The organism is Vibrio sp. Y58_MX_L22 (assembly GCF_024181865.1).
In the GTDB taxonomy this organism is placed as follows: Bacteria; Pseudomonadota; Gammaproteobacteria; order Enterobacterales; family Vibrionaceae; genus Vibrio; species Vibrio alginolyticus.
In genome coordinates, this window is sequence record NZ_JAMZAN010000015.1 from 18,005 (window position 1) to 36,562 (window position 18,558).

The following is an 18,558-nucleotide window of genomic DNA, read 5'->3' on the forward strand; positions in this document are numbered from 1 at the left end:
ATATTTGAAGCTGCTTGGGTATACTGCCGCTATTGTAACCTATCCAACGGCAAACTTAGACACATGGATAATCAGGGTTTTCAAAAGTGTACACATTCCAACCATTTGTGGATAAAGCTGTGAATTGCGTTGATAAAGTGTATTTGGATCTTTTGATCCACAATATGTAGTGATGATCCTGATCTAACTGTGTGTATATCTATAACTATCCCCAGATGGAAAAGTGCTTGAATCCCTTATTTTGTCCGGGTTTCGAACAGTTGATAAATAATTACTTCACAGAGTTATACACAGGTAGCACATAAAATCCGGATCGCAAACGCTATCGATTTTCGATCGACAATAAAAAAGCCGAGATCACATGATCTCGGCTTTCTATGAAAATCTTACTTTCAATTAGCAGTGGAAATTAAAATTCACCCACAGCCAATTTTAGTTTCTTCATTGCATTTTTTTCTAGCTGGCGAATACGCTCGGCAGAAACACCGAACTCATCAGCTAAGTCTTGCAATGTTGCTTTCTCATCATCTAACCAACGAGAACGCACGATGCGCTGACTACGCTCATCCAAACTCGCTAATGCATGACCCAAGCGATTGTTGGTGTGCATTTCCCAGTTGGCGGCTTCAATGTTGTCGGCCACATCAGACGATTTGTCTTCTAGGTATAGCATCGGCGCTGTGTAAGCGTTTGAACTGTCGTCTTCATCAGTTGGCATATCAAAGGTTGAATCCACCGCCGCTAAGCGTGATTCCATCTCGCGAACTTCAGAAGGCTCAACACCTAACTCGCGCGCAACGGTTTCCACTTCACCGTTGTTAAACCAACCCAAGCGCTTTTTCGACTTACGCAGGTTGAAGAACAATTTACGTTGCGCTTTAGTGGTCGCAATTTTCACGATACGCCAGTTACGTAGCACGTATTCGTGGATCTCTGCTTTGATCCAGTGGACAGCAAAAGAAACCAAGCGAACCCCTACTTCTGGGTTAAAACGCTTAACGGCTTTCATTAGACCGATGTTACCCTCTTGCACAAGATCCGCCATCGGCAAACCGTAGCCAGAGTAACCACGAGCAACGTGAACAACGAATCGTAGGTGCGAAAGAATTAGACCTTTTGCAGCCTCAATCTCACCTTTATAGTGTAATCGTTCTGCCAGCTCACGCTCTTCGTCTGCAGTCAGCATTGGGTAGCTGTTTACTGAGCGAATATAGCTATCAAGGCTATCTTGCGTGACTAGAGCCATCGGATACGCTTCTTTTGTCATTCAATTCCTCATCAATCTCTGATCTGGAGCATTACATTGCAATTTAGCTTCGATATCTTGAACTCAAAATGAACAAGTTTCAAGAAGGGGAAGCAATTATCCATAAACATTTGGTCTAAGCAAGGGTTCAAAATTAGCTAGTGCTAATGAAATCCAAGTAATAAGACCGCCATCACTTAAACTGGTTCAATTTCTTTTAAATGTCGTTGCGCAGAAAAACGCGCCGCAATACATCCCAAAAGACTCCCAATGATGATTAATAACAAAGATTCATCCCAACTTAGACCAATCAGGCGGAACTGGCTATCGTACAACGCAGCAAGGTCTTCCACCGCACTATTCATGACAATGGTCACTAAAGCCGTTACCAACCACGCAATAGTGGCACCTAACACGCCAAACCACATACCTGTGTACAAGTAAGGGCGCAGAATAAAACTGTCCGTCGCACCGATCAGTTTCATGGTTTGAATCTCTTCTTTATTCGCCAGCACATTAAATCGCAATGTATTGCCAACGATTAAAAATACCGCACCGAGCATCAGCACTGTCAGGGTAATGACAATAATACTCGCGAGAGTTTTGATGGCATCAAGACGCGCCAGCCAGTCTTCGTCAAGTCTCACGTCGGTCACATCTTGTTGCTCTCGAACGTCTTTGGCTAATGACTGAATATCACTTTTTAGCTCCGAATCTGGCGTAATCACCAACACACCAGGTAGCGCATAGCCACTTAAAAGGCTGATAGCTTGGTCGAACCCTGCATATTGGCTTAAATCAGATAGACCTTGTTGCGGTGAAATATATTCTACCTCTTTTACCAAAGGCCAAGTTTCAATTTGATCTTTGAGAACCATCACTCGTGCATCCGGCATGCCTTCAACTAAGTAAGCACTAACTTGTGAAGGAGAAGCGACATCTTCCGCTGCCCCCGCAACGTTTTTCCCCAATAGATACAAACAAGCTGGCATGGCAAGTGCCATGGAGATGACCGCTAGGGTCAGAATGTTGCCTAGTGGTCGTTGCCATAAGGCGCTAAAAGAGGATTTAGCTTGTTTTGCATGGACAGAGAAAAAACCATCGGTATTCGCACGCTTGGCACTGCGGCCTTTCCCCTTCTTTTGGGAGTGCTTGTTACCTGCCATAGTCTTCTACCTCACTTAGGAAGCCTTGGTTCAATTCAAAATGACGATACTGTGGGCGAGTGTTTACTAACCCCACATCGTGCGTGGCAAGTAGGATAGTCACGCCCGCACGGTTAAATTCTTCGAATAGACGCAACACACGGTTGGATAATTCTGGGTCAAGGTTACCCGTAGGCTCATCAGCCACCAGCAACGTTGGTCGATTAACCACAGCACGGGCAATACCGACGCGCTGTTGTTCACCACCAGAAAGTTGACTAGGTAGACAACGAGCTTTATCGAGTAAGCCCGTTTTATCTAACGCCGCAGAAACACGGCGTTTGATTTCGTTTTCAGAAATCGATTCGATACGCATTGGCAGAGCGACATTGTCGTACACACTGCGATCCATCAATAGGCGATGATCTTGAAAAACAATCCCAATATTGCGGCGCAAAAAAGGGATGTCTTTGCTTGGAATACGCGTGATGTCGTGGCCATTAAAATGGATTTTGCCATCGGTTGGTCGCTCTATCGCGCAGATCAATTTCAGCAAGGTACTTTTACCAGCCCCGGAATGTCCGCCTAAAAACGCCATTTCACCGCGCCTCAGGTGAAAATCGACTTTTTGCAGTGCTTGTCGACCACCTCGGTAAGCTTTGCTTACTTGCTGAAATTTGATCACCGTTGATTTCCTCTAACTCTTTTTATTCTTCACGACTAAACAGTGCGTCAATAAACTCTTGAGTTTCAAATGGACGCAAGTCTTCGATACCTTCACCCACACCAATGTAACGAATTGGAATACCGAACTGATCAGCAATAGCGAAAATTACGCCGCCCTTGGCTGTACCATCCAGCTTAGTCAAAGTAATCCCGGTTAGAGGGGCAACATCACTGAAAAGTTTCGCTTGGCTAATGGCATTTTGTCCTGTACCTGCATCAAGCGTTAGCATGATCTCATGTGGTGCAGAGTCATCAATTTTCTTCATCACACGTACAATCTTACGCAGCTCTTCCATTAGGTTCGCTTTGTTCTGTAGACGACCTGCTGTATCAGCAATCACCACATCCACACCACGTGCTTTTGCCGCTTCAATCGCATCATAGATAACAGAGGCACTGTCTGCGCCAGTATGTTGAGCAATCACAGGAACATTATTACGTTCACCCCACACTTGTAGCTGCTCAACCGCTGCGGCACGGAAAGTATCTCCCGCTGCAAGCATCACTTTTTTGCCTTGAGTTTGGAACTGCTTCGCTAGCTTACCGATGGTCGTGGTTTTACCCACGCCATTTACACCCACCATCAAGATGACGTAAGGCGTTTTGTTGCTATCGATTTCTAGTGGCTGTTCGACTTTAGAAAGAATCTCAGCCATTTCTTCTTTCAACAAACCATAAAGGGCTTCGCCGTCTTTCAGATCGCCACGTGTGGCTTTTTCTGTCAGGTTGTTGATAATTTTTGTTGTGGTATTCATGCCCACATCAGCAATAAGCAGTTGCTCTTCTAGCTCTTCAAATAAGTCTTCATCGATTTTCTTACCGCTGAACAGACCGAAGAAGCCAGCACCAATATTTGCTTTTGTTCGGCTTAGGCTGCGTTTAAGACGAGCAAAAAAGCTTTCTGTTGGCTTTTCTTGTTCTTGAACACGAGGCGCGGCCGATACGACTTCTGGATCCTCTGCTTCTGCTTCTGCTTCTGCTTCTGCTTCTGCTGGGGCAGTCTCTGATTGTTTCGCTTCTTCTTCAAGTTCTAGCGTAGCTTCCGCTTGCTCAGCAACCGCTTCGGTTTGCTGCTCTTCAGAAGGCGCTTCCACTGCTTCTTCTTTTACTGTTTCTTCAGTTTTTGGTTTTGGGCTTTGTTCTTCGTCACCAAAACCTAGCCACGAAAGTAATCCGCGCTTCTTTTTTTCCGTCATCTGGGGCTATCCTAGATTGTTCTTTTATCTATTAATGACTCTTTTTTGACAAGATTATTATCTGTCTAAAAAAGGCTAATGACAAAGTTCTGAAAACTTTCCGATTAGGTAATTCTAATCTTATTAGTGTTACACTCTGTCATCTTGAATATTCTGGGCTGTATCCAAGCTCCAAGCTCATTGCTTGGGCGATTAGATATAGTATCACTTTATTAGCGGTCAAAAAATCTATGGTAAGACGTCGCCAGCAAAACTCATCACAAAAAAAGCCAACAACGGGCTTTGTTCGCATTATTAGTGGCTTATGGAGAGGCAGAAAACTTCCTGTACACGATGCTGAAGGCTTACGCCCCACGACAGATCGCGTCAAAGAAACGCTGTTTAACTGGTTAGCTCAAGATGTACCACAGGCAAAATGTCTCGACTTGTTTGCTGGCTCTGGCGGCTTGGGATTTGAGTCAGCTTCGCGCCAAGCAGAGCAAGTGACCATGGTTGAGCTAAACCCACAAGCTTTCCAACAGTTACAAAAGAATGTTGCCTCTCTTAACGCGAACAACATCCAAGTGGTAAATACCGACGCACTGAGTTTTTTGAAGCAACCGGGTTCTGCTCACCATGTGGTGTTTATTGACCCACCGTTTCGCAAAGGTCTATTGGATGAGACCGTGGCTCTGCTAGAACAAAATGGCTGGCTCGCGGAAGATGCGATGATTTATATTGAAACAGAAAAAGAACTCAATATTGCCGACTTACCAGAAAACTGGCAATTACATCGAGAAAAAACAGCAGGCCAAGTGAGCTATCGTCTGTACGAACGTACCTCCGCATAACGCCTCGATTTAAAAGGATACTTAAATGAAAGCACTAATTATGCTGGCCAAAGCGGCTATCGCCTTTGTTTGGTTAGTATTAATCCTAAATATTTTTATGCCCTTTCCCGGCAATGCCGCGATTGCGCTATACATCATGACCGCTTTTTTGTTCATCATGCACGGTTTACAAATGGCCATCTTCATTGGTGCATTTGGCGACAAAATAAAAATGAGCAGTTGGGAAAAATATTCAATCCTGATTTTTGGTATTTTTGCCCTACTCGATATTCGTCGTAAACACATGATGTAATCGCTCAGATACGAAAAAGCCGCTCTTGTGAGCGGCTTTTTTTCTGCGTTTCGTTCGTCACCCAATGTAACTTTTTACACCATCCAAGAACATTTGAGTGGAGATCATCACCAGTAACAAGCCCATTAAGCGTTCTACCGCCTTCAAGCCACGTTCACCCAACAAGCGATTAAAGAAGCCATAAAACATCAGTATAAAAAATGTTGCGCCCCACGCAATTACGACTGATGCTGACATTTCCAACATTTTCTCTGGATGTTGCGAAGACAGTAAAAGCAAGGCTGCAATCACTGAAGGGCCTGCGATCATAGGAATGGCCATCGGAACAATAAAGGGCTCCTCGCCTGCTGCCAGTCCAGTGATGCTGCCAGCACTCGGGAAAATCATCTTAATCGCAATAATGAAGAGAATAATGCCACCAGAAATGCTGAGCGTTTCTGGCTGGACATGCAAAAAACTTAAGATGCTTTGTCCTGCAAACAGAAACAGCATCAAAATCAGTAAGGCAAACAGTAGTTCACGAATCAATACCTTACGACGACGCTTGGGATCGATATGTTTGAGAATAGACAACACAATCGGCAAGTTACCGAGAGGGTCCATGATTAGAAACAGCATGGTCGCTGCAGAAAGAATGTCCATATTCTGGCCTCACCTAAAAAATGGCGGCCAGTGTATAGCAAACTGACAACATGAGTATATGACTGAGGGCGAAAACACCATATTCACCCTCGATCTTAGCCGCCGTTTTAGTGATTACAAACTCGCGCCATATTGACCACAAACTTACCTTCAAGCTCACGAATTTTGTCACGCTTGAGCAAAAATGCTAGTAATGCATCTAAGTCTAGATCATTCAGTTTACAGGTGTGAAAGCGAACGCTAGCGCCAAAGTGCTGCGTGAGGGCTTCGCGATCCATTGGCGTTTCTCTAAGTAGGTTTAGCAGCTCGTGAGCATGGATTTCACTCATTATTGACTCCAGTTATTAAGAACAATGCGTTCAGTTTACTGAAATCCTCAAGAGCTGCTTTGACTTAAATTAGTAAATGATTGAGGCAACAATGAGGGCATGAGCAAAAAAGTAACTGCCACTCACCCACAAATAGGCGTGTTTCATCGGTTTTCGATAACCGTGTATCGCGTATGCCAGCGCCGAATAGATCAGAACTAAGGTTCCGCTAAAGCCGATAGCATTGGCGTAACTCGGCACTTGTAACCAAACTTCACCGGCAGCCCAAGCAAGTTGAACCAGCATCATCCCCATGATCACAACGGGGAATACCAGAGAGTCGAGTTGAGGTAGCAACAAAAAGAACGCTACGATACTCGCTGCAAGCAGCAGGGCCAACAGCCACCAGACAATCTCACCATTAAGCTGCACCCAAAATGACTTGCTGTAGCATACCTGGGCAACCAGATAAGCCGTAAAATAGATTAGCTTACGAGTTTTAAACGAGTGCAGCGTATCTGCCACCATAGACACAATAAGCCCACCCGCAATCCAGTAGGTATATGTTGCGGATGCACCTTGAGTTAACACCAACACAAGAAGAAGTAGCAGAGTAAAGATTTTAAACACGAGGGATTGTGTCGGGTTAGCTTGCTTTGCTCCCAACACGGAATACACACCTGATAGCCCTATCGCCAGCCAACTCCACATGCAGTATACACCTTTTACTTAAACTCGCCGCTAGTCTAGGTAGACCAGTTTTGATGTAAAGACACAATCTACGAAAGTTGGATCTCGCTAGCGATTCGAAACATTTTGTAACCCTCAGCCTACGTAATAATAAAGCCGATGAGGCTGAATGATGCCACTAAACATTGGGGCCAAGCTTTGCTCATCAGCCGAACCCATCAAATCACACGACACAATAACCAGCGCTTTCTAAAACTATTTAACTGAAAAACAGATAAGTGCTCCAGGTAAGCCGCCATTTTACAAACTGACGATTAAACCACCAGGATGTATGTAATGCAGGCAACAAGAATAAATAACAGACACAAAATAGAAAATAGTCTTAGTAGCGCTCTAAGAGAGGAGGAACTACTGATGATTAGGGGTAAAAACTAAGAAAACTGACCTTAATTCAGTAAAAAAAACATCAGACAAGAAAAGTAAGTCAATGATAAATAAAATCATAATTTCAATAACAGATAAAAGTGCGGACTTCATAAACCATAAAATCACTAAACACTTTTGAAGCCCATATTTTCTCATAAGGTAAGAAAATCTCACTCCATGCTTTCGATTTGACGATGCAACCTCATAGCACATTTTTTAATTTTCTCAATTTTTGAGAAATACAGACAAAATAAACACCCAACATACCATTCGAAACAAAAAACAATTACAAAGCCAACACCACAAACCATTTAACATTATAAAATCAAATACTTAAAACAAGAAAGGATAAAAAAAAAACAATGTGAACACTTTAAATACAGGACAAAAAACATAGTTTCATTAGTCAGAATCACGTAAAACCAGACAAGTTAAGTGTGGTTTTTGAAAAGATTAACGAGCATATGTTGATCAAACCCCAAAAACAGTGCTATATTAAATTCATCGAGTTCATCAAAGATTAAGGGGTAGTGTTATGATTTCATCTTCTCAAAAACAAGGGCTGGTTATGATTGCAGTGGTTGTGGGTTTAATGACACTGCCAATGATGTACTAACCAAATGATTTAAAATAAAAAAGGACGCAAATGCGTCCTTTTTTATTTATCTGTATTGCTCTACTGAATGTGCTTAGACAAAATATCCCAGTGCATATAGTAGAAACCAAGAGCGGCCAGCGTAATCAACGTCATTAGCAAAATTGCTGTACGCCAAATAAAGCGAGAGCTTCTTGGTGTCAGCTCTTTTTCACAAGCATCACATGCCGCCATAAAGCCTTTACGATCATCCAGCTTGTAATCGTCTTCGTGCACCACTTTATTACGCACTGTCGCGATGAATCGAAGCTTTGCTATCACGTCATGCGGTAAACGTTCTTCACAACTATTAATAAGTTGGTGCAACCCTTTCCCTTCTGCATGGTACTGAGTACGCAAAAGTTTTTCGATCGTTCGGGTACGCATGACTACTTTTTCAATATCTGACATCGTAACCCTCCTTACCAGACCCTTCCTATGTTCATTATTTTTATTCTTCTATAAATTTAGAGCTTTTTCGAGCCGTTAAGTGCAATTTTACTTTCAATTTGTGCCCTTGAGCTCATATAGCCTAACAAGTGAAAGCCGCTTCGTTCAGCTTTAGTGACTTCGCTTGCAGATGAAGCGACGATTTCATCGTGCATCATTAAGATAAATCGTGAAGTGCGCCGAATAATCTCCATATCCCTTTCATTAGATTATGAATAAGTTACCTCAACTCATCGTTTCGTCAGCGAGTTCTGTAGAATGGGACCCGATAAAACATTGGAGGTTAATATGCCAATCTCACTTATTGTCGCCCTATTCGCCCTTATTGCCTTGGGCGCGTGGGTGTTTTTCCGTTTTTATAGTAAGCACTATGTGGGCGAAGACGCTCCAGAGCAAAGCGCGCAGGTAACGGTTTTAGATAAACAAGCGATAGACATACCAAACGCACCACCAGGTCAAGACGATCAAGAGTATTGGATTTACGTTCAACGTGGTTCTATCGGTCCAAAGCGTGAATTCCAAATTGGAGTGCATTACTACCATGCACTCAATCCTGGAGATAAGGGAACACTGACCTATCGCGGCAACAAGTTCCTTCACTTCGCTATCAAACGTTAAGGCAGTAACCAACGAGTCTTGGCAGAACGAGAAAAGAGATAGCTCATCGCCAAGGCTCCAGCTCCACTTAGAACGATCCAGACTGGAATCACCCACGCAGGATGTCCTGTGTACCAACCGAACTCTTTCATCGGCCATAAGAAAATAGGATGAAGTAAGTAAATCCCTAAGCTGTGCTGACTGATCACACTTACCACTTTTTGTACTTTTGGTGATAAGCCTTCACCAAAGTAACGCCCGATCATAAAAATCATCGAAGCTGCTAGAATCACATTCAGTGTTTTATAAGAGAGCCAGCGCCCAACCGTATACTTCTCCGCCTCTAAGCTATTTGTCACAACCATCGTAAAGGTCACTGCCAACGCCACGAGTCCTAGCCCAACAAATAAGGTCACCATAGAGCGATTCAAAGGTACCTTTTGAAATAAAACATACCCCAGTGGAAGGTAACCCATATAAAGCCACATCTGATTACTCCAAGGGCCATCAATCTTGAACAAGAACAGAGTGCTGGTGAAAAGCCAAAATGCGAGATAGGTATACAAGACGTTGTCATCCACGTTGCGTACCATCCATTGAAACAGCGGAATCACAAAATACAGTGGTATAAAGTAATAGAAAAAGCCGAGATGGTAATACGTTGCGTGGAATGGGCTATTGCTTAATACCTCTTTTACGGTTTCAAAATCAAAGCCTTGAGAAGTCCAGCCTGAAAGGTATGCATAAAACATCGACCAAATAAGAAATGGAACTAAAACTTTGCCCAAACGCCTTTTGATATAATACTTACCGTCAAATGGTCGAGTGTCACTGAGCATTAGCGCTCCGGTGATCAAAATAAAAACTGGCACTGCCCAGCGGGTTACGCTATTCACGCCTACCGCTGTCAGCCATTGGTCAAATGGAATCACTCCTAACTCATTTCGATACGGTGCCAAGACGTGAATGGCGATCACTGCTACCGCTGCGAAGCAGCGCAATAAATCAAAAAACAGAACCCTTTCTCTCATACCTTTCCCTACTTTGAGTCGCTTATCGTTTATAGCATAGGGTAAATCTCAACCAGTGAAATAGTTAACAATCTGTTTTTGCTTATTTTTAACTCAACAATGACCTACAACGGGGATTTCATCACCACTCTAATCACTTAACGAGAACCAAAAACCAAGCATCAGTATTCACTCTCGATGCCAAACCGAAACAATCTGATTACAGCAAACGGCGCATAAGAAACAAAAATGGCTCCGATTTGGAGCCATTTATACCATCTACAGATAGCGATACTGGGGGTAGTTACGCAGTAGCAACATCAGCTTTTGGCAACTTAATTGAAATCAGCGTCGTCAGTGCCAAGAAAGCAAAAGAAACCCATAAGCACGCCGCAAGACCAGCCTCTTGGTAGATCCAACCCGATAATACCGTGCCAATCAAACGTCCCATCGCATTGGCCATGTAGTAAAAACCGACATCCAACGAGACGCCATCGCCTTTAGCGTAGCTCACTATCAAGTACGAGTGCAGCGAAGAGTTAATGGCAAACACAGCGCCAAAAATCATCAAACCTACCACAATCACCAATTCAGGCTGCCAACCGATTTGCACACCATAAGCAATACCAGCCGTAATTAACGCTAGGATTCCTGCCCACACCAATGCTGCACTACCATCAGGCACACGACCTTGCGCTTTGCCAGTAATACGCGGCGCAAAGCCTTGCACAAACCCATAAGCAATAACCCACGCTGCGAGAAAGCTACCAACCCACAAGTGATCCCAGCCAAACACGCTACCAAGATAAATAGGCAGAGCGACCACAAACCACACATCACGCGCCCCAAACAAGAACATGCGAGCTGCGGATAAAATGTTTATCGATTCAGACTTGGAGAATATTTGGCGAAACTTAGGTTTACTCTTTGCTTTACCCATGTCCGCTTCTAGCCAGATCATGCTGCAAATAAACACTAATGTAAGTACACCCGCCATAATAAACATCGAGTTTTGAAAACCCACCCAAGACAGCAGCAAGCCACCAACAAAAAAGCCCGCTCCTTTGAGTGCATTCTTCGAGCCAGTCAAAATCGCTACCCATTTGTAGAGCGCCCCTTGCTGCTCGTCTGGTACTAGCGTTTTAATCGCGCTCTTAGCACTCATTTTGTTCAGATCTTTGGCAATCCCCGACAGAGCTTGCGCTGCCATCACCCAAGGAATGGTCAGCCATGCATTTGGTACTGCGAGCATCAACAACGCAAACACTTGCATCGCTAAACCAATGTTCATGGTTTTATTAAGGCCTAACCTTGCGCCCAGCCAACCACCAACTAGGTTTGTTACCACACCAAAAAATTCATAGAAAAGGAACAGTGAGGCAATAGCTAACGTGGAATAACCTAAGTCATGAAAATAGAGCACCACCAGCATACGCAGTGCGCCATCGGTCACCGTAAAGTTCCAATAGTTAAACGTCACTAACATGTACTGACGAATACTTTTGTTTAATTGAGAAATCATATTGACCTCATATGTACAGCGATAGAAGCATTTAGATCATCATGTTCTAAATACTTCCTAACCTGTACAGCAACATTGACCAATACAATGTTGCTGTGATTTTCAAAAAATGCCCCAACATCAATAAAAAGCAAAATACAACTTAAAAACAATGCATTAGTTAATATTAATGGCTTTTTTTGTAAACAGTCGTATCCTGAAGAAGCTCGAATTTAGCTTTTGGATCATAATGAACCAAAAGCTATTTAAGCTGATCAAGCGTCTTGAGCCACGCGTTCGATGTACTCAACTTGCACAGGTTTTGTAAATGCACCAGGGCGCAATGCCTGCACTTCTCGCACGATATCTTCTAACTGCCATTCCTTTTCTAGGAGTAGGTGAGCAGCGAACAAACCTGTGCGCCCCGAACCACCCATGCAATGCATCGCAACTTTGCCACCTTGAGCAAGAATCGCGTGCAGTTCCGGACTGGCTTGTTGCCACTTCGTCGCAAACTCTTCATTTGGTGCGCAGTCGTCTTCAATCTCGATCTGGAACCATTTCATTCCCAGTTGCTGAGTGGCTTCACCCAATGCAGAGACATTCTTCGCAGCTAATTCACTATCATCTAATGCAGTAACGACCGCTTGAACACCCTGCTCTTTCAACTGTTCTAACGACGCATGCAAATCGACACCTTTCGTTCCTGGGCACGGTGTTAAGATTAAAGCACCGGAGTCCAAATCTAATTGCCATGTAGGATGAGACATTGTGACCCCCTTTTAAGCCAAACCAACGTTACGAACCAGCTCTGCTGTGCGCGTTGCATAACCCATTTCGTTATCGTACCAAGCGTAAATCTTAACCATACGAGAACCCACAACCATGGTTGATTGCGCATCAACGATGGTTGAACGTTGGTCGCCTTTATAATCGATAGAAACTAAAGGACGCTCTTCGAAGCCAAGGATGCCTTTCAAATCACCTTCAGATGCTTCTTTTAACAGTGCATTCACTTCTTCTGCCGTGGTATCACGCTTCACATCAAAAATGATGTCTGTTAACGATGCGTTTGCTAGAGGTACGCGAACCGCATGACCATTAATTTTGTCTTTTAATTCTGGGAAAATTTCGACAATCGCCTTCGCGCTACCCGTCGTAGTTGGGATAAGGCTCATGCCGCATGCTCTTGCACGGCGTAGATCTTTGTGTGGCGCATCCAAAATAGTTTGCGTATTCGTCAGGTCGTGAATGGTCGTAAAAGAAGATTGTTCGATACCCAATTTCTCATGAATGACTTTAACCACAGGTGCGATACAGTTAGTCGTACACGAAGCCGCTGTCACGATACGATGTTTTTCAGGGTCGAAAATATGGTCGTTCACGCCCACCACAATGTTCGCGATACCTTCTTCTTTCACAGGTGCGCTTACCACGACACGTTTCACGCCTTGCTCTAGGTATTTATTCAGGAATGATGTTTTGCGATGTACGCCTGTCGCTTCAATCACAACATCACAATCAGACCAGTTCACCGCATCGATATCGCGTTGTTGAGTCGTGGCGACACGCTTGCCGTTGATGACGAGCTCACTGCCTTCGACCTGAACTCCATGATGCCAACGACCTTGCACTGAATCGAATTCTAATAAGTGACCAAGCGTAGCGGCGTCACCTGCGACATCGTTGATTAACACAAACTCCAATTCTGGCCAATCAAATGCCGCTCGCAGCGCTAAGCGACCAATTCGGCCAAAGCCATTAATTCCTACTTTAATTGTCATAGTTTTACCCTCTAATCTTCTACCTTGAATCTCTATTCGCTGTTAACAGCAAGCCTCACGACTTTTATCGTGTAAGCGTGTGATGTCGTCTTGGTATTCCTGCTTCAAACAGTTTGATGCCACTAAGTCTTCAATTAACTTTCGCATCCAACCTGGTAATTGCTGTGATAACTCGTAATACACCCATTGCCCTTGGCGTTTATCCACCAAGATGCCACTGGATCGTAACTGAGCAAGATGACGAGAAACTTTCGGCTGGCTCTCTTGTAGAGCAAACGCCAAATCGCCAACGCAAGTTTCACCTTCACGGGCCACGAGCATTAAACAACGTACGCGTGTTTCATCGGATAACAGCTTAAAAAACTGATGTGGAAGCATAATGAACATACCTATATATGGATATGCGTATATGTTTATTTAATTAAGATATATCGTCAAGAGGAAACCGTCCATCGTCATAAAAGTTTCACATCTAACGAACAGCTTGATTGTAAAGAGAGAGATTCAAAGAGATAAAAGATAAGACAAGAAATTATGCAGTCGCGATGCTTTGACTCCAGCGAGCCGCTTCACCTAAGGAGAGCTTCACTTCCTCTAAAGGCAACCCCAATTGCATCGTGATTTTTTCAACCCCTGACCAATCGGCACGCTCGTAGCACTCTTCGAGGGAAATAAGTGCACCATAAACCCCTTTGCGATGTAATAGCGCTTGTTGTACTGAATGACTAAGCGGTAACTGCCTAACTAAAGATTCCACCGAAAGATCCAGCAGCGCATCTAGAATCGACAGCAAACCAACCATGAAACCTTGCTCGTTGAGGTGAGAGAATGGCTGATAGCGCGACATCAATTGGCAAAATTGAGCTCGTTGCAATGAAAGGTGATACAGCTCTCGAGGCTTGTTACTGGAGATATACGATGCCACAACCAAAGAGACAAACTGCTTAAGGTTATCCTGGCCAAGATAAATCAATGCCTGACGAAAAGAGCTGATTTCGACAGCCAAATTCGGCGCTTGCGTATTTACAAAACGCAATAATTTATATGACAACGCGACATCTTGCGTAATGATGGACTCGATACGAGTAAAGTCAGGCTCAGGAGCACAAACTTCACGAAACAGTTGCAATGCCAACACTTGCTCAGGACTGACGTATTTAGTCTGCGAGACGAGTGGCTTGCTAAAAAAATAACCTTGGAAAAATTTAAAGCCAGCCGCTTTCGCTTGCTCAAACTCTTCTGCGGTTTCAACACGTTCTGCTAAAAAGTGGTATTTGACGCGTTTGGCAAGGTGTGTTTTGACCAGTTCACAGGCCTTTTCGAGCCCCATCGCCATAATGTCGAGCTTCACAATATGCACATATGGCAAAAAACGACGCCATTCTGGTGTTAGGGTGAAGTCATCCAAAGCGATCAAGTAACCTTCTCGATAAAACTCACGAATCGCATCAAGAAGCTCATCCGTAGGTTGGCACGTTTCCAACACTTCGATGACAATTTTGTTTTTCGGCAAACTGCGCGGCAAACGTCGCACCAAGCTTTGATGAGGAAAGTTAATAAAGCATCTTGAAGAGGCAATCACTGGGTTAGTACCCAGTGATAGGAAGTTTTCGACGATCAGTCGGTATGTCGCTCGATTTGAATCAATATGTGAAGGGTATGCGTTACTCTCCCCGTCTCGAAACAACAATTCATAACCCAGCGTCTGTCTTTTTCGGTTAAAGATCGGCTGGCGAGCGACATACGTTGTATTCATGCTAAAGAAGGACCTATAAATGGCTTATGACTTTGCAGCTGCTAATAATGCACCACAACCCATGAACATTGAACCGAATACTTTGTTTATTTTTCCCATGATTTTATCGGAGCGAATAAAGCGTCCCATTTGTGCTGCCAAGCTCGTGTAACCCAACATTACACACGCATCAATCACGACCGTAGTGACGCCAAGCACCAACAGTTGCGTGATTTGGTCTTTTGCCGGGTCAATAAACTGCGGGAACAACGCCACCAGAAAAACAATCGATTTAGGGTTGGTGAGGTTAATCAACACTGCCTTGTACAACAGCGCCGTGCCTGACATCTCGTTGTGGTTTTCAGCTGCGACTAAGCTTGATGTGTCGCGCCATTTCTGAACCCCCAGCCAAACCAGATAAGCGGCACCAACCCATTTAATGACAGAAAATGCGGTTGCTGACTGCGCGACAAGCGCACCAATACCCGCCCCCACCAGCGTGATGTGGATAACTAAACCAATTTGTAAGCCAATAATGGCACCCAGTGATTTACGGGTACCGTAACTCAAACCATTACTGATTGAGTTCACCGTGCCAGAGCCCGGAGCCAAACTAAAAACGATTGCTGTTACTACATAAGCTAACCAGACATGGGTATCCATTGCATTTCCTCACTAATTCTTCGATGATACATCGCGTAAACAACGTATCTTCAGGTAATCAACTAATGGCGACTAACCATTCACCTTTGACTTATACTCAAGAGACATTATTTGAGCAAGCAATTGGTGGTCCGATCGCAGCACTTTGGCAAACTCGCCAAGAGGGCTTTGTTAAAGGGACTGAGAAAAAGAACATTTACTGGTGCAAGCTAACCAACCCAGAGCATAAAAAAGCAGTGCTCATCGTAAATGGACGCATTGAGTCTTCCTGGAAATACCAAGAGCTGTTTTACGATCTCTACCGCCAAGGTTTCGATGTCTATTCCTTTGACCACCGCGGACAAGGTTTATCAGATCGTTTATTATCTGACTCAGATATGGGTCACGTCTATGACTTTACTGATTATATTGATGATATGGACATCGTCGTAAAAAAACACGACCTTAGCGAATATCAACAATGCTTCATCATCGCGCACTCTATGGGCGGCGCGATCGCCACACGTTACCTGCAAACTCACCCAGAACACCCTTTTACTGGTTTGATTCTAAGTGCGCCCATGTTTGGCATTAACCTGCCATGGTACCTTTCACCAATAGCGATTCCGGTCACACAAATTATGTCAGCGGTATCGACTTTGCCACGCTACGCACCAGGACATCAGGCCTACTTCCCTAAGCCCTTTGAAGATAACCCACTTAGCCAAAGTTACGGCCGCTACCAATGGTTCCGAAACCTATATACGGAAAAACCGGAACTGCAAGTCGGTGGGCCAAGCACTCGCTGGGTTTGGCAAGGGCTCATGGCCGCCAAGCAGTGCTTTTTATTAACTCGCCAAGTCAAAATACCAGTAATCCTAATCCAAGCCGGAAACGATCGGATTGTTAGCAACCTCGCGCAAAAGCGTTTTATTGATAAATTGCGGAAAACCAACCCGCACGCGGAGCTGCTTTCTATCGAAGGCGCACAGCATGAAATCTTGTTCGAGACCGACAAGTATCGTAATCAAGCGCTCGATGCGATTTTCCGCTTTATGAATGACCCTAAATCACCATCAAACGAACAAGCACAATAAGAACTCTAGGCGACCATTTCACGACTAAGATTAAAGAGGAAATGTCTACACATCGATTTACCCTCTTTTTCATCCTCATTTTGGCGTACACTGCTTGAACTTGGCTACTTTGACACTGTGTTTAACCGCATAGTGCTATGAGCCCAAGTTCCCCCGCATTCGGAGCAGTACGATCTAGTCAGTCTGCTGTACTCCGTTTGCAATTCACCTGTTCCACACTATCCAAACCGTTTACGAGGACTTCATGAGCACATCGCTACCTTGCAAAGAGATCACCAAAATCGTTGCCTCTGATCTGGATGGCACGTTACTCGCACCTAACCATCAGCTCAGTGCTTACTCAAAAGAGACGCTAAAAGCGCTGCATGAAAAGGGTTATACCTTTGTCTTTGCAACCGGCCGTCACCACGTAGACGTTGCGAGCATCCGTCGCCAAGTTGGCATTCCAGCTTATATGATCACGTCGAATGGTGCCCGAGTGCATGACCAGGAAGATCAGCTAATGTACAGCGAGAATGTCCCTGCGGAACTGGTACAAGGCGTGATCGACACGATCAAACATGATCAAGAAATACTTATTCACATGTATCAAAATGATAGCTGGTTGATGAACAAGGATGATGAAACGTTACGTGACTTCCACGATGAATTCACTTACGTCTTATTTGATGAAGACCAAGCTCCAACTGACGGTATTGCGAAAGTTTTCTTTACTCATCCAGGAGAAGACCACGAACGTTTGGTCGTATTTGAAAACAAACTACGTGAGCAGTTTGGTGATAAGCTGAACATCGCATTTTCAACGCCTTGGTGTTTGGAAGTAATGAGCGCTGGCGTGTCTAAAGGCCATGCTCTTGAAGCGGTAGCGAAAAAACTCGACCTCACGTCAGAAAACTGCGTAGCATTTGGTGATGGCATGAATGACGTAGAAATGCTGTCGATGGCAGGTAAAGGGCTAGTTATGGGTACATCACACGAAAAAGTGATGAAAGCTCTACCAAATAATGAAGTGATTGGCAGCAATGCGGAAGATGCGGTTGCACACTACCTACAAGAACACTTGCTGTAAGCTTCAATACTCCAAATAATGAAGGGCTGCACATTCGCAGCCCTTTCTTTTATCGCTGACTTGGCAGCTTCTCTTTGCCAAGAATCGCGTCCCATTCTTCTTCTGTCACGGGCATAATCGACAAGCGATTTCCACGTTTCACCAACGGCATGTTCTCAAGTTCTGGCATCGCTTTCATCACCGACAACGGAATCACTCGCGCCGTTTTACGTACAAACTCGACATCCGCCATAATCCAACGCGGGTTGTCTGGGTCTGACTTTGGATCGTAATAATCGCTTTCGGGATCGAATTGGAAATGATCGGGATAGGCTTCTCTCACAACTTTAGCAATACCTGCCACGCCAACATGTTTACAAGAAGAGTGGTAAATCAGGACTAAATCGCCCAGCTTCACTTGGTCACGCATCATATTGCGCGCCTGATAATTACGAACTCCCTCCCAACATGAAACCTTTTGGGTTCGAAGCGTGTCAATAGAAAAGGTATCTGGTTCAGTTTTAAATAACCAATATGCCATAATGCCATCCGATGCCGA

21 protein-coding genes are annotated in these 18,558 nt (G+C 44.3%); 5 read left to right on the plus strand and 16 right to left on the minus strand.

Going from position 1 to position 18,558, the window contains the following annotated elements; translation table 11 throughout:
• Nucleotides 1–409: 409 nt before the first annotated feature.
• The 4 genes from rpoH to ftsY form a co-directional block, all read right to left on the minus strand.
• Nucleotides 410–1,267 (minus strand): RNA polymerase sigma factor RpoH, encoded by an 858-nt coding sequence (rpoH, locus tag NL626_RS21405; protein WP_005378693.1) that lies wholly within the window; start codon nt 1,265–1,267, stop codon nt 410–412.
• 176 nt (nt 1,268–1,443) lie between these two features.
• On the minus strand, nt 1,444–2,412 hold the full coding sequence (gene ftsX, locus NL626_RS21410; protein ID WP_005378695.1) for a permease-like cell division protein FtsX: 969 nt from the start codon (nt 2,410–2,412) through the stop codon (nt 1,444–1,446).
• Complete coding sequence (gene ftsE / locus NL626_RS21415) at nt 2,402–3,076, minus strand: cell division ATP-binding protein FtsE (RefSeq protein ID WP_005393800.1); 675 nt, start codon at nt 3,074–3,076, stop codon at nt 2,402–2,404. Before ftsE ends, ftsX begins: the two co-directional genes overlap by 11 nt.
• Before the next feature lie 22 nt (nt 3,077–3,098).
• The gene (gene ftsY / locus NL626_RS21420) at nt 3,099–4,313 is read right to left on the minus strand and encodes a signal recognition particle-docking protein FtsY (RefSeq protein ID WP_253657713.1); all 1,215 of its coding nucleotides are present in this window, start codon (nt 4,311–4,313) and stop codon (nt 3,099–3,101) included.
• 230 nt (nt 4,314–4,543) lie between these two features.
• On the opposite strand from ftsY, the gene rsmD reads away from it, so the two are divergent.
• Nucleotides 4,544–5,143, plus strand: a complete 600-nt coding sequence (gene rsmD, locus NL626_RS21425) for a 16S rRNA (guanine(966)-N(2))-methyltransferase RsmD (RefSeq protein WP_005378702.1) — start codon at nt 4,544–4,546, stop codon at nt 5,141–5,143.
• Between the two features lie 25 nt (nt 5,144–5,168).
• Nucleotides 5,169–5,435: a DUF1145 domain-containing protein gene (locus NL626_RS21430; protein ID WP_005378704.1), complete on the plus strand. Its 267-nt coding sequence runs from the start codon at nt 5,169–5,171 to the stop codon at nt 5,433–5,435.
• A gap of 57 nt (nt 5,436–5,492) precedes the next feature.
• Here the strand turns inward: NL626_RS21430 and NL626_RS21435 are convergent, their stop codons facing one another.
• The 4 genes from NL626_RS21435 to NL626_RS21450 all read right to left on the minus strand — a co-directional run bounded on the left by NL626_RS21435 (nt 5,493) and on the right by NL626_RS21450 (nt 8,546).
• Nucleotides 5,493–6,077, minus strand: a complete 585-nt coding sequence (locus NL626_RS21435) for a YhgN family NAAT transporter (protein WP_005389671.1) — start codon at nt 6,075–6,077, stop codon at nt 5,493–5,495.
• Nucleotides 6,078–6,184: 107 nt separating this feature from the next.
• Nucleotides 6,185–6,406, minus strand: coding sequence for a YecH family metal-binding protein (locus NL626_RS21440; protein WP_005378711.1), 222 nt, complete (start codon nt 6,404–6,406; stop codon nt 6,185–6,187).
• Nucleotides 6,407–6,475: 69 nt separating this feature from the next.
• Nucleotides 6,476–7,096 (minus strand): lysoplasmalogenase, encoded by a 621-nt coding sequence (locus NL626_RS21445; RefSeq protein ID WP_005389670.1) that lies wholly within the window; start codon nt 7,094–7,096, stop codon nt 6,476–6,478.
• A gap of 1,081 nt (nt 7,097–8,177) precedes the next feature.
• Nucleotides 8,178–8,546: a hypothetical protein gene (locus NL626_RS21450; RefSeq protein WP_005378717.1), complete on the minus strand. Its 369-nt coding sequence runs from the start codon at nt 8,544–8,546 to the stop codon at nt 8,178–8,180.
• A 327-nt stretch (nt 8,547–8,873) separates the two neighbouring features.
• On the opposite strand from NL626_RS21450, the gene NL626_RS21455 reads away from it, so the two are divergent.
• Complete coding sequence (locus tag NL626_RS21455) at nt 8,874–9,203, plus strand: DUF2500 domain-containing protein (protein WP_005389668.1); 330 nt, start codon at nt 8,874–8,876, stop codon at nt 9,201–9,203.
• Here NL626_RS21455 and NL626_RS21460 read toward each other — a convergent pair.
• The 7 genes from NL626_RS21460 to rhtB form a co-directional block, all read right to left on the minus strand.
• Complete coding sequence (locus tag NL626_RS21460; RefSeq protein WP_017636080.1) at nt 9,200–10,213, minus strand: acyltransferase; 1,014 nt, start codon at nt 10,211–10,213, stop codon at nt 9,200–9,202. The genes NL626_RS21455 and NL626_RS21460 overlap by 4 nt on opposite strands.
• A 283-nt stretch (nt 10,214–10,496) precedes the next feature.
• The gene (gene arsJ / locus NL626_RS21465) at nt 10,497–11,714 is read right to left on the minus strand and encodes an organoarsenical effux MFS transporter ArsJ (protein ID WP_253657714.1); all 1,218 of its coding nucleotides are present in this window, start codon (nt 11,712–11,714) and stop codon (nt 10,497–10,499) included.
• A 254-nt stretch (nt 11,715–11,968) separates the two neighbouring features.
• Nucleotides 11,969–12,463, minus strand: a complete 495-nt coding sequence (locus NL626_RS21470; RefSeq protein ID WP_005383629.1) for a cyclin-dependent kinase inhibitor 3 family protein — start codon at nt 12,461–12,463, stop codon at nt 11,969–11,971.
• Nucleotides 12,464–12,475: 12 nt separating this feature from the next.
• Complete coding sequence (locus NL626_RS21475) at nt 12,476–13,477, minus strand: ArsJ-associated glyceraldehyde-3-phosphate dehydrogenase (RefSeq protein ID WP_005383630.1); 1,002 nt, start codon at nt 13,475–13,477, stop codon at nt 12,476–12,478.
• A 42-nt stretch (nt 13,478–13,519) separates the two neighbouring features.
• Nucleotides 13,520–13,855, minus strand: a complete 336-nt coding sequence (locus NL626_RS21480) for a metalloregulator ArsR/SmtB family transcription factor (RefSeq protein WP_005378730.1) — start codon at nt 13,853–13,855, stop codon at nt 13,520–13,522.
• 154 nt (nt 13,856–14,009) lie between these two features.
• Nucleotides 14,010–15,233 carry an EAL and HDOD domain-containing protein gene (locus NL626_RS21485; protein ID WP_005378731.1) on the minus strand — a complete coding sequence of 408 codons (1,224 nt, stop codon included), beginning with the start codon at nt 15,231–15,233 and terminating at the stop codon, nt 14,010–14,012.
• Nucleotides 15,234–15,257: 24 nt separating this feature from the next.
• Nucleotides 15,258–15,875, minus strand: coding sequence for a homoserine/homoserine lactone efflux protein (gene rhtB, locus NL626_RS21490; RefSeq protein ID WP_158157016.1), 618 nt, complete (start codon nt 15,873–15,875; stop codon nt 15,258–15,260).
• A 65-nt stretch (nt 15,876–15,940) separates the two neighbouring features.
• Here rhtB and NL626_RS21495 point away from each other — a divergent pair, with 65 nt between their 5' ends.
• Nucleotides 15,941–16,951 carry an alpha/beta fold hydrolase gene (locus NL626_RS21495; RefSeq protein WP_005378733.1) on the plus strand — a complete coding sequence of 337 codons (1,011 nt, stop codon included), beginning with the start codon at nt 15,941–15,943 and terminating at the stop codon, nt 16,949–16,951.
• 244 nt (nt 16,952–17,195) lie between these two features.
• Complete coding sequence (locus NL626_RS21500) at nt 17,196–18,020, plus strand: Cof-type HAD-IIB family hydrolase (RefSeq protein ID WP_253657715.1); 825 nt, start codon at nt 17,196–17,198, stop codon at nt 18,018–18,020.
• Nucleotides 18,021–18,069: 49 nt separating this feature from the next.
• Here NL626_RS21500 and NL626_RS21505 read toward each other — a convergent pair whose 3' ends face one another.
• On the minus strand, nt 18,070–18,540 hold the full coding sequence (locus NL626_RS21505) for an EVE domain-containing protein (RefSeq protein ID WP_005383640.1): 471 nt from the start codon (nt 18,538–18,540) through the stop codon (nt 18,070–18,072).
• Nucleotides 18,541–18,558 lie beyond the last annotated feature (18 nt).